Genomic DNA, 11984 nt, shown 5'->3' on the forward strand with positions numbered 1-11984 from the left:
AAGGAGGTTATTTCGTAGGAAGTAAAAATTTTTTATTTATCAAATAGTGAAGTATTATATAGCTAAATAGTCCTATTATTATGAACCCAGCGTAATAACTTAATAGCGGATCACTTTTCCCACCTGTTATCCGGCCTCCTAATAGAGCAAAACATATTGTAACACATGGTATAAATAAACCATTTAGTTTAGTGAATAATAATATTTTACCGTTATTTTCATTTGGGGTCCGATTATATAAAAATACTCCTAATGGTAAAAGGATGAGAATATATAGAATCGGAGTGATAAGCTTCCAGATAGGCTGAAATTGATGGTGCTCCTTAACCGATTCTTTTAAATTATTTATGTCTACTTCCTTTATTTTTGGATTAAATGCATAAGATATATAAGTATTATTAGTAGGTACAAAAACTTCAACGTTCTCTATATATGATGTATAATTCACTTTCTTAAGGAAAAATTCAGTTGTAGATATATTTGTGTGAATCCAAGCAAAGTGAAACAGTAACATGCCTATTCCAGATGGTAATATAATGAAAATTAAGCTTAATATACTATGCGAAATGACATTTCCAGCAATTGTTCCGATAAAGATAGCTATTGTAAAAATTGCCATCCATGTAATGGTAACATAACATAATAATGTACCCATTGGCCCAAAAGATTGGTGTTGGTTAAAAAGATTAATTTTTAGGATGAAATACAATAAGACGGCATTAATACCTATTATGAATATAATTGCGGTTGTCCCAAACAGCCACTTAGAAAGAAAAAGCTCTTTTCTTGTGAATGGCATTGCAAATAACAGATAGTCTGTTTGATTATGTCTTTCCCAACTGATTAATGAACAGGCAAGTAATATGAAGATTGGAATGAAGGGGATAATAAGAGTATCCCCATTTAAACTATAAAAGAAATAGCCATCTTCGTTTGGTTGAACCTGTAAATCCCTAAAATAGTTAATAGGTAAAAACCAAAAACTACTACAAGCAAAGAGTAAAAGAATGTACTTACTTTGCTTGTAATGATGGATCCATAAAGCTTTATGAAACATGTAATCCCTCCAGTACAAAATTGTGATAATGATGAGTTTATTTAGCGTTCCAAGAGAACTTCCATTTCAATAGTTTGGATAGAAGAAAATAGCTCATTGTGCTTGCGCCAAAAAATCCAATGTAAAAATTAAGTAATGATTTATCTCCCCTTAAGACTAAACCAGCAACGATTCCTATAAAGAAAACAACAAGGCCTATAACTATTTTTTGTAACTTCGGATAAAGTAAGAAGCTACCGTTTCGCTCATTGACTGAACGAACATATAAATACATACCCAAGGGTAATAAAATAATGGTATGTATAATAGGCGCGATCAATAATTTTGCTGAAGGGATTTTTGTAAAGTTTGGTTCGTTATGACGCACTCCATCAGGATCGGTATAGGCACTTTGTGGATTATAATCAAATCTAATACGAAAATCTTCTGCTGGACCAGAAATACGGATGTTTTCCAAAAAACGGTGCATAATTCCATTGTTTTCATGAAAATCTATATTTGAGTGAATAGCCATGACTCCTGAGATAAGAGATGGAAGTAACAATGGGAACATGAATATAGCTGCAGTGAGAAGTCCCTGTGAGATAATATTTCCAGTGATTGTTCCTATACATAAGGCAAGTGTATAAATAGCAATTAATACAATTAACAGATATATATAATAAGAATGGAATGGAGAAAATACTTGGTATTTATTATGAACAGTCATATTTTTCATAATAGCAAATAGCCCCCAGTTTATACTGACAACTGCTACAATGTTACAAATGCCAAACAACCATTTTGTCATAAAAAGATGTGAACGTTTAAAAGGCATAGACCAAAGAAAATCAATGGAACTACTTTGTCTTTCCCAACCGATCAAAGTGCAGGCGAGAATAATAAGTGCACCACCTTGAAACATGACAGGATCCATAAGTGATAAATCAAAATGGTAATAATATACATGATTTTCTTCTTTCGGCATGTTTAGAAGGTGTTGTTGTTGAATTGATGTCATATAATATTTGCATGATAAATTGTAGAAGCTGATGAACCAAAATAACCAGACCATATATTTACTTTGTTGATAAGTCCTTAGCCATAATGCTTTTTGAAACATAGGATCTCTCCTTTAAAAGGCTTTATAATTTGTAAGGCGTTTTAGTAAGAAATAAGCGATGATTCCAGCAAAACACATACCGGTATACTGATTAAATAAGAAATTAAATAGAGGTAATCTATAGCTACCTAGTAATGCAAAATAAATTGTCGCTATCCATATCCATATTCGTAAATGCTTTAGTGAAATAAATATCTTTTGACTGTTTTCTAGTGGTGACCGCGTATATAAATATGTGCCAATTAATAAATAGAAAATTGTATAAAAAATAGGAACTAGCATTGATTTAGCCGAATAATAACTATGGAACTCTGGTCCTTTTAGAAGCGATGAATCGGGTGCTTCCGTATCTTTTTCCTGATTATAGTAGTAATTAATAGAAAAGTAATTTATCGGTGCAGCGATATTTGTTTTTCTATTAATTTCCGATAGGCTTACATATAAGTTTCGGTCTTTTTGATATGTAATATCTAGAGAATTAATTGTGAAATTGTATAGTAATGAAATAAATGTAAGACCCATTAGTAACCAAGGAATACAAAAAACGACTTGTGAAACGATCCCTCCAGTAAAAGTACCGATACATAAAGCAGCTGTATATACAGCGACATATGAAACGATTGCATACAGAAAGTATCGATGAAATGGTCCAAATGATTGATAATCAAAATGAATTGTAGTTCTATAAATAAAATACATAAAAAACCAATTTAAAAGAAATGAGCATACAATACAGAACGAACCAAAAACCCATTTAGATAAGAAAATATCTTTTCGCTTAAAAGGCATTCCCATAAGTAAAGTAATAGATTGATTGCTACGTTCCCATCCCAATAATAGACATGCTAAAGAAATAATAAGAATAGTTAACCAAAGGCTATTATCATTTGACCAAAATGTGTAACTATAATCGAATCTTCCTTTTTCTTTTAAGGTATAATACTTAGCTAGTTGTAGTTGAGTATCTCTATAGTATTTGAAGGATAAATAATAAAGTGTACTAAAGAAAAACAGTAAAGCAGCATATTTCCCGCGCTTCCAATTCCACATCCACAACGCTTTATGAAACATACCCATCCTCCTCCAGTGTCGTAACGAAGACATCTTCAAGTGACATTGTTAATTCTTCAATGAGTATAGGTTGCTCTTTATAAAACTTCTCCAGTGTTGTAGCTACATTTCCCTCAATTAAGATTGTATATACTTTTCCCGTTTGGTTTAATATTTTAATATTGCTTAAGTTTTCTAGTTTTTGAGGTAATGATCGTTCATAAGCAACTTGGATTTTAGCAAATTGTGATTTTGCATCGTCTAGTGATGTAATAGAAGATATAGTATGGCCTTTTAATATAATGATTGTATCTGCAATTTGTTCAACTTCATCTAAATGATGGGTAGAGATGAAAATGGTAATTTCTTTTTCTGCAACTTCTCCAACGAGAAATTGGAGGATTTGTCTTTTAACGATAGGATCTAGACCGTTTGTCGGTTCATCTAAAATGATATATTCAGCTTTTGCAGCAACAGCTAAAATGATGGCAAGCAGTGCTTTCATTCCTTTTGAATAACTACGAATTCGTTTGTTTGGTAAGTTGAAACGTTCTAGTAGTTCGTAGAAATATGGTTCATCAAATGCTGTATAAACTGCTTTATAAAACTTCACGATTTCTTTTACTGTATAACCGTTCAGTATGTTAGTAGAATCCGGAACATATACGATTTTTTGTTTCGTTTCAGGATTTTTATGAATGTCGATATCCTCATATGTAACAGTTCCCTCATCTGGGTCTAAAATGCCGACTATCGTTCGTAATAAAGTTGTTTTCCCCGCACCATTTCTTCCAAGTAATCCGACGATACTAGCTCTTTGTAATGTGAAAGAAACATCGTCTAAAATTGTTTGATTATCAATTGTTTTCTTCAAGCTTGTCACTTTCAACATCCGTATTCCCTCCAATCTCTTTATAGTATGAATCTATCCAATCATGAATTTTATCTTTCGTAATACCAAGATAAGAGGCTTCTAATAGTAATTGATGAAATTGCTTTTCAACCATAGCGATTTTCCTTTCGTCTAATGTTGGGGTAATCGATTGGGATATAAATGTTCCTTTTCCTCGTAACGTTTCAATAATTCCTTGTCGCTCTAACTCTTGATACGCTTTACTCACTGTATTTGGATTTATAACGAGTAAAGAAGCGAGCTCGCGTACAGAAGGAAGTTTATCACTTGGAGCCAACATGTTTTTCAATACGAGTTCTTTTATATTTTGAACAATTTGTTCCCATATCGGAGTGTTGCTTCTTGGGTCAAGTTGAATATGCAAGAGCAATGTCACCTTCCTCATATGTATTAAGTGTACTACTATGCGTAATACACTTAATACAATATAGGGGACGAATGTATTTGTCAACTGAAAATAATAGAAAAAATTGGTATTAAAAAAAGGTAAATTGGAAAAAATAGGTCTGATATAGAATGGAGGGTTAGTCATGAAGCGAGTTTTTGGAATACTTGTTTGTTTCATGTTATTGCTTTCTGGAACTTCAGTGAGTTTTGCGCAATCTGAAAAAACGAAGCAGGAGAAAACAGAAGAAACAACGCCGAAGTTAGCGGAACAAGCGTCGTCAGCAATCGTAATTGAGCAAGATACAGGTAAAGTTTTATTTGATAAAAACCCAAATGAAAAATTACCACCTGCTAGTATGACAAAGATTATGACAATGCTTTTAATTATGGAACAAGTTGAAAAAGGAAAACTAAAACTGACCGATAAAGTTAGAGCAAGCGAACATGCAGCTTCAATGGGTGGATCGCAAATCTTTTTAGAACCTGGGGAAGAGATGACTGTAAATGAGATGTTAAAGGGTATTGCAATTGCATCTGGAAATGACGCATCTGTTGCAGTAGCCGAGCATATCGCAGGTTCAGAAGAAGGATTTGTAAATATGATGAACAAAAAGGCGAAAGATTTAGGGCTGAAAAATACACATTTTCAAAACCCAACAGGTCTTCCGGCCAAAGACCATTATTCGACAGCAAATGATATGGCTATAATGGCGAGAGAATTGATGAAGTATCCACTTATTCGTAAATACACAGGTAAGTACGAAGATTATTTACGTGAAGATACGGATAAAAAGTTTTGGCTCGTTAATACGAATAAGCTAGTACGTTTTTATCCTGGCGTAGATGGAGTAAAAACAGGTTTTACGACAGAAGCGAAATATTGCTTAACAGCATCGGCTGAAAAAAATGGTATGCGTGTCATTTCAGTTGTCATGGGAGCACCAACATCAAAAGAACGGAACAACCAAGTGACAAAGCTTCTTGACTATGCATTTGGACAATATATGACAAAGAAATTGTATACGCGCGGCGAAAAAATTAAGACAGTTCAAGTAGGAAAAGGGAAAAAAGAAAAAGTAGATTTAGTTGCGTCAGATAATGTTTCTCTTCTTATGAAGAAGGGCGAGAATATGGACAAGGTAAAACAAGAAGTAATTGCTGAAAAGAAAGTAAAAGCACCGATTAAAAAAGGTGACGCGCTTGGCACCCTTGTTATTAAAAAAGATAAAGATGTTTTATTAAAACAAACAATTATAGCAAAAGAAGATGTTGCTGCAGCGAGCTGGTGGGAGTTATTTAAAAGAAGTTTTGGGATGTTTTCAACATCAAAATAGCGGCAAATATTTTGCCGCTTTTCTATTCGTATGTAAGTGAATAATGCTGAAAGGTTTCACTTTATGACGAAATAGTTCTTCTTTTGTCAGCAGGAAGGATTCTTATTTTATATCACGAAAATCTTTATGTATGTGAATAAGTAAAGTTTGAGCATAAGGAGGAAATCGTGTGAGTCTTTCCATGCAATTAGAAGTAAAACGTGACGTCCTATGTGTGAGACTAGAGGGTGAATTAGATCATCATACGGCTGAAGAGTTGCGAACGAAAGTAACAGATATGATTGAGACACATGGTGTTCATCATATTGTTTTGAGCCTAGAGAACTTATCGTTTATGGATAGTTCTGGTCTAGGTGTTATATTAGGCCGATATAAACACGTAAAGGGATTAGGTGGAGAAATGGTTGTTTGTGCAATTTCACCGCCTGTTAAGCGTTTATTTGAAATGTCGGGCTTATTCAAAATCGTTCGCTTAGAAGAAAGTGAAGCGCACGCGCTCGCGACGTTGGGGGTGGCATAGATGAGAAATGAAATGAACCTTCAATTTTCAGCATTAAGTCAAAATGAATCATTCGCTCGCGTTACAGTGGCGGCTTTCATTGCACAACTAGATCCAACGATGGAAGAATTAACGGAGATTAAAACAGTTGTGTCAGAAGCGGTTACAAATGCAATTATTCATGGATACGAAGGAAATGCAGAAGGTATTGTTTATATTTCTGTAATTTTGGAAGAAGCAATGGTGAAACTCACGATTCGAGATGAAGGGATTGGAATCTTTAACTTAGATGAAGCGAGACAACCCCTTTTTACAACTAAACCTGAATTAGAGCGTTCCGGAATGGGATTTACTATCATGGAAAATTTTATGGATGAAGTAGAAGTTATTTCAAACGAATCTTTCGGGACAACAATCCATTTGACAAAATACTTATCAAATAGTAACGCTCTATGCAATTAAGGAGAATAGCCTATGGACATAGAGGTCAAAAATGAGAAGAAGAAACCTCAGTTAAAGGACCACGAGCTAAAAGCGTTAATTCAAAAAAGTCAAGATGGAGATCAACAAGCGAGAGATACAATCGTTCAAAGTAATATGCGCCTCGTTTGGTCGGTTGTACAGCGGTTTCTTAATCGAGGATACGAACCAGACGACCTATTTCAAATTGGATGTATTGGGCTCTTGAAATCGGTAGATAAATTTGATTTATCTTTCGACGTGAAATTTTCAACATATGCAGTTCCAATGATTATTGGTGAAATACAACGTTTCTTACGTGATGATGGATCAGTGAAAGTTAGTAGGTCTTTAAAAGAAACAGGAAACAAAATTCGAAAGATGAGAGATGAGCTTTCGAAAGAGTTCGGAAGGGCTCCAACGATTAATGAAGTGGCAGAGGCACTAGAACTAACGCCAGAGGAAGTTGTTCTAGCACAAGAAGCGAGCCGGGCCCCTTCATCTATACATGAAACTGTATATGAAAACGATGGAGATCCAATCACTATTTTAGATCAAATTGCAGATCAATCTGAAACGAAATGGTTCGATAAAATTGCTTTAAAAGAAGCGATTAGAGAACTAGATGAACGAGAGCGCTTAATTGTATACTTGCGTTACTATAAAGATCAAACACAGTCAGAAGTAGCAGAGCGCATAGGCATTTCGCAAGTACAAGTTTCAAGACTTGAAAAGAAAATATTAAAACAGATGAAAGATCGAATAGACGAATAATTGTCTATTCGATTTTTTTATGCCGTTAATAGGAGAGAGATGTTAATTTTCGTAAAAATTAACAGAATTTATTGATAATTTAGTTAATTTAAAATATAATCCAAGTATGAACTTGCCATAAAGGGGGAAGGAAACATGGAAACGAGGCAACAATGGGGAACGAGAGCTGGATTTATTTTCGCAGCAGTCGGATCTGCCGTTGGATTAGGAAACATATGGCGTTTTCCTTATACAGCGTATGAAAATGGAGGAGGAGCATTCTTTTTACCGTACTTATTTGCATTATTAACGACTGGTATTTCATTGTTAGCGTTTGAGTTTGCCCTTGGTCATCGTCATCGTGGTTCGGCACCACTTACATTTTTCCGTATTAGCCCGCGTGCCGAATTTATTGGATGGTGGCAAATGTGCGTAACATTTATCGTTTCAACATATTATGCAGTGATTATTGCTTGGTCTATATCGTATACATACTTTGCAATTACTGGAGCATGGGGAAAAGACACGCAATCATTTTTATTTAAAGAGTACTTACATGTTGCAGATAAGCCAGGACAATTTGGAGGACTTGTACCAGAAGTATTAATTCCGTTAGCTCTCGTTTGGATTATTGTGCTTGGCGTTGCATTTAAAGGAGTTAAAAAAGGAATCGAAGTTGTTAACCGTATATTTATTCCTTTATTAGTTGTTATGTTCCTTATTATCGTTGTTCGTGCAGTGACGATGGAAGGTGCTATGCAAGGACTAGATGCATTCTTTAAACCAGATTGGAGTCGTATCTTTGATGGGAAAGTATGGCTTGCTGCTTATGGTCAAATATTCTTTAGTTTATCTTTAGCATTTGGAATTATGATTACGTATTCTAGTTATTTACCGAAAAACTCGGATACAACAAATAATGCCTTTATTACTGGATTTGCAAACTCAGGATTTGAATTATTAGCAGGTATTGGGGTCTTTGCAGCTCTTGGATTTATGGCAAATAATATGGGAGTACCGGTTGATAAAGTAGCAAGTGCTGGCGTTGGGCTTGCGTTCGTAGTATTTCCACAAATTATTAATGAATTGCCGATGTCACCGTTGTTTGGTGTTTTATTTTTCTTATCGTTAACGGTTGCTGGAATTACATCACTTATTTCACTCGCGGAAGTATGCTTTGCCGCTGTATCTGAAAAATTCAGTTTAAGTCGGGAAAAAACTATTGGAATTATGGGAACCCTTCTCGTGTTAGTTTCTCTTGTTTTTGCAACACGTGGTGGACTTATGTTCTTAGATGTTGTCGACTATTTCGCTAATAATTTCGGATTAATTACAATTGCACTTGCGGAAGTAGTTACGATAGGGCTCATTTTACGTCGCTTACCAGTTTATCAAAATCATGCAAACTTTGTATCTGATATTAAATTAGGAACGTTTTGGAGAGTGAGTTTACTCGTTATTACTCCGCTTATGTTAGGGTATATGCTAATTGATGGTACAATCCAAAATATTAAAAAGAACTACGGAGATTATCCGACTGAGTTTGTTGTAACGTATGGTTGGTCGATAGCAGCAGCATTCCTCATAGTTGCAATAATCATTGGCCTAAAAAAATGGGATGCACAAATTCATTCGGATTCTGCTAAGCTTGAAAAAGAATGGAAAGATCGAGGTGTTTCATAATGAGTGGATCAGCTATTATGATGATGGTTATTGGAATAGTAGTCATTTGGGGAGGGCTTGCATTAAGTATTGCAAACTTATTTAAGAAAAAGGCATAAGTAAAAAACATCTGTACCAAAATGGTGCAGATGTTTTTTTATGAAAAAATTGTATTAGAAAAAAATTCAATAACCATACTACAACTACGAGGAAGAGTGAAGGGGTGAAGGAAATTTGGAACAAACGATTTATATTAAAATGCGCAATCGTTTAAAAGTTTCTCCTACTTATGAAGTAAAGCTGGGCGATGTTGCTCAACTTGCCGGAGATTCTTCCGTAGTTGAGTTGTTACAAAATGAGATAGTTTACAAAATAACAGCGCATGATAAGACGCATGTTGTAATTGATGTCATGAAAGTAATCGAGATTATTCAACAGAAAGCATCTCATGTACAAATTAATTTACTTGGTTCTGGACAAACTCTTGTTGAAATTATATACGAAAAAAAGAAGGCGCATCCAGTTTTTTTCGGGCTTGTATGGCTGTTACTTTTCATTGGAGCGGCCCTTGCGATCATTTATTTCCATGAAGATGTAAGTATGCAACAAGTACATCAACGGTTATATTACATGATTACTGGAGAATTTAATGCACAGCCACTTTTATTTCAAATTCCTTATTCTGTAGGTCTTGGCTTAGGGATGGTTTTATTCTTTAATCATGTATTTCAAAAACGAATTAATGAAGAGCCGAGTCCGTTAGAAGTTGAGATGTTTCAATACCAACAGTCACTTGATCAGTATGTAATCGTTAATGAAAACAAGGATAATATGAAACAACTTGCCGATGATTGAGTCTGGATTTGTTATTTTAATTGGTTTAGCTGGAGGGATAGCGGTAGGTAGCGGATATGTCGCATTTTTAGCTGTACTTGGTATAATCCCCCGTTTAGCTCAATTAACGAGAAGTGGAAAGCATATTCAATATTTTGAGTGGGCAGTCATTGCAGGTACTTTAACAGGGGCTTGGTGCAGTTTGAAAAACATTACATTTCAAACGTCGCAATATTGGCTCGTTATATTAGGGATATTTTGTGGCACGTTCATTGGAATGCTTGCTGCGGCATTAACAGAGGTGTTAAATGTTCTACCTATTTTAGCGAAACGAGTAGGTGTAGAGGGGAAGATTATTGTTTTACTCGTTGCTCTTGTACTTGGGAAAGTAATAGGCTCGTTGTTTCACTGGATTTATTTCGTAAAGTAGGAGGCAGTATATAAATGACAAGTCAGAAATTGAAGGATGATTACATAAATAAAGTGAAGGAGTATCATCCAAAGCCAAACTATTTACTAAATTGTATCAAAGCATTTCTTGTAGGTGGACTCATTTGTACAGTTGGAGAAGTAATGATGAAATTTTATATACATTATTTTCACTTCAGTGAACAAGAGGCAGGAAACCCAACTGTTGCAACGCTTGTTTTATTATCCGCGATTTTAACAGGATGTGGTGTATATGATAAAATTGGTCAATTTGCTGGAGCAGGATCAGCGGTGCCGGTGACAGGATTTGCAAATTCTATGGCGAGCGCTGCCTTAGAACATAAGAGTGAAGGGATTGTTCTAGGGATTGCTACAAATATGTTTAAACTGGCAGGAAGTGTGATTGTATTTGGGGTTGTTGGTGCATATATCATTGGGTTAATAAGGTATACCTTTAAAATTTTTATGTCTTAAAGGAGGACTAGTATGAGGTTGACCGGAAAACAAACGTGGGTATTTCAAAATGATATATATGTGAATGCAACGGGTACTGCTGTCGGTCCTAAAGAAGCTGAGGGCCCTCTTGGAAAAGATTTTGATATTTCATATGACGACTTGCATTGTGGAGAGGAAAATTGGGAGCTCGCCGAACGAAGATTAATGTCAGACTCAATTCAACAAGCAGTGCAAAAAGGGAATATAAAAACATCGCAAATTGATTTCTTTTTAGCCGGAGATTTATTAAATCAAACAGTGACCGCAAATTATGTTGCGCGTAAGTGGGGCATTCCTTTTTTAGGAATGTTTAGCGCCTGTGCGACGTCTATGGAGACTTTAGCAGTTGGATCAGCTTTTATAGACGGTGGATTTGCAAATCGTGTCTTAGCTACAGTAAGTAGTCATAATGCAACGGCTGAAAGACAATTTCGTTATCCAACAGAGTACGGTGGGCAAAAACCAGGGACAGCAAATTCAACTGTGACTGGTGCAGGATCTATATTAATTAGCAATGAAAAAAGCACAATTAAAATTACGGCGGCTACAATCGGGAAAGTGCAAGATTTAGGAATCACAAATCCTTTGGATATGGGGGCAGCGATGGCTCCGGCAGCAGCTCATACAATTCAACAGCATTTTGAAGATTTAAGAAGAAGTGCCGATGACTATGATTTGATTGTTACGGGTGATTTATCAGCTGTTGGGACGCCGATTGCAAAACAACTTTTACTTGAGGAAGGTTACGATCTTGGACATATATACAATGATTGCGGATTAATGATTTATGAATCAAGTCAAGAAGAAGTGTTTGCAGGTGGTAGTGGTTGCGCTTGTTCGGCAGTTGTCACATATGGCCATTTATTACACGAGATGCAAAAAGGGAATTTACAACGAATTTTTGTCGTTGCCACTGGCGCATTATTAAGCCCGATAATGATGCAACAGAAAGAAACGATTCCAACAATTGCACATGGTGTCGTATTTGAGAGAGTTAAAGGAGAGTGAAT

General features: G+C 35.4%; 15 protein-coding genes. 10 read left to right on the forward strand and 5 right to left on the reverse strand.

The window, feature by feature from the left end:
- Nucleotides 1-7: 7 nt before the first annotated feature.
- The 5 genes from MR170_RS00210 to MR170_RS00230 are packed head-to-tail and all read right to left on the reverse strand — an operon-like array spanning nt 8 to nt 4486.
- Entirely contained in the window at nt 8-1057 is a 1050-nt protein-coding gene (locus MR170_RS00210; RefSeq protein WP_242306746.1) for an ABC-2 transporter permease, read from the reverse strand.
- Between the two features lie 37 nt (nt 1058-1094).
- On the reverse strand, nt 1095-2159 hold the full coding sequence (locus MR170_RS00215) for an ABC transporter permease subunit (RefSeq protein ID WP_016080386.1): 1065 nt from the start codon (nt 2157-2159) through the stop codon (nt 1095-1097).
- Between the two features lie 12 nt (nt 2160-2171).
- Nucleotides 2172-3230, reverse strand: coding sequence for an ABC transporter permease subunit (locus MR170_RS00220; protein WP_242306747.1), 1059 nt, complete (start codon nt 3228-3230; stop codon nt 2172-2174).
- Nucleotides 3220-4101 carry an ABC transporter ATP-binding protein gene (locus MR170_RS00225; protein WP_242306748.1) on the reverse strand — a complete coding sequence of 294 codons (882 nt, stop codon included), beginning with the start codon at nt 4099-4101 and terminating at the stop codon, nt 3220-3222. The genes MR170_RS00220 and MR170_RS00225 overlap by 11 nt, the downstream gene beginning before the upstream one ends.
- Complete coding sequence (locus MR170_RS00230; RefSeq protein WP_098256497.1) at nt 4067-4486, reverse strand: GntR family transcriptional regulator; 420 nt, start codon at nt 4484-4486, stop codon at nt 4067-4069. The genes MR170_RS00225 and MR170_RS00230 overlap by 35 nt, the downstream gene beginning before the upstream one ends.
- Before the next feature lie 166 nt (nt 4487-4652).
- Here MR170_RS00230 and dacF point away from each other — a divergent pair, with 166 nt between their 5' ends.
- The 10 genes from dacF to spoVAD all read left to right on the forward strand — a co-directional run bounded on the left by dacF (nt 4653) and on the right by spoVAD (nt 11982).
- Nucleotides 4653-5843, forward strand: a complete 1191-nt coding sequence (dacF, locus tag MR170_RS00235) for a serine-type D-Ala-D-Ala carboxypeptidase DacF (RefSeq protein ID WP_000831997.1) — start codon at nt 4653-4655, stop codon at nt 5841-5843.
- Between the two features lie 169 nt (nt 5844-6012).
- The gene (gene spoIIAA / locus MR170_RS00240; RefSeq protein ID WP_000059135.1) at nt 6013-6363 is read left to right on the forward strand and encodes an anti-sigma F factor antagonist; all 351 of its coding nucleotides are present in this window, start codon (nt 6013-6015) and stop codon (nt 6361-6363) included.
- Entirely contained in the window at nt 6364-6804 is a 441-nt protein-coding gene (gene spoIIAB, locus MR170_RS00245; RefSeq protein ID WP_001243398.1) for an anti-sigma F factor, read from the forward strand.
- 12 nt (nt 6805-6816) lie between these two features.
- A complete protein-coding gene (sigF, locus tag MR170_RS00250) occupies nt 6817-7575 on the forward strand; it encodes an RNA polymerase sporulation sigma factor SigF (protein WP_000350729.1) in 759 nt (252 codons plus the stop codon).
- A gap of 135 nt (nt 7576-7710) precedes the next feature.
- A complete protein-coding gene (locus tag MR170_RS00255) occupies nt 7711-9237 on the forward strand; it encodes a sodium-dependent transporter (protein ID WP_000450088.1) in 1527 nt (508 codons plus the stop codon).
- Nucleotides 9237-9335, forward strand: a complete 99-nt coding sequence (locus MR170_RS00260) for a methionine/alanine import family NSS transporter small subunit (protein ID WP_000016826.1) — start codon at nt 9237-9239, stop codon at nt 9333-9335. Before MR170_RS00255 ends, MR170_RS00260 begins: the two co-directional genes overlap by 1 nt.
- A 115-nt stretch (nt 9336-9450) precedes the next feature.
- Complete coding sequence (locus MR170_RS00265; protein WP_016080389.1) at nt 9451-10071, forward strand: stage V sporulation protein AA; 621 nt, start codon at nt 9451-9453, stop codon at nt 10069-10071.
- A complete protein-coding gene (gene spoVAB, locus MR170_RS00270) occupies nt 10064-10480 on the forward strand; it encodes a stage V sporulation protein SpoVAB (RefSeq protein ID WP_000572936.1) in 417 nt (138 codons plus the stop codon). Before MR170_RS00265 ends, spoVAB begins: the two co-directional genes overlap by 8 nt.
- Nucleotides 10481-10494: 14 nt before the next feature.
- A complete protein-coding gene (spoVAC, locus tag MR170_RS00275; protein WP_016080390.1) occupies nt 10495-10953 on the forward strand; it encodes a stage V sporulation protein AC in 459 nt (152 codons plus the stop codon).
- 12 nt (nt 10954-10965) lie between these two features.
- The gene (gene spoVAD / locus MR170_RS00280) at nt 10966-11982 is read left to right on the forward strand and encodes a stage V sporulation protein AD (protein ID WP_016080391.1); all 1017 of its coding nucleotides are present in this window, start codon (nt 10966-10968) and stop codon (nt 11980-11982) included.
- Nucleotides 11983-11984: the final 2 nt, after the last annotated feature.

It is taken from the genome of Bacillus cereus group sp. BfR-BA-01524 (assembly GCF_022662595.1).
GTDB classification, from domain to species: Bacteria; Bacillota; Bacilli; order Bacillales; family Bacillaceae_G; genus Bacillus_A; species Bacillus_A thuringiensis_S.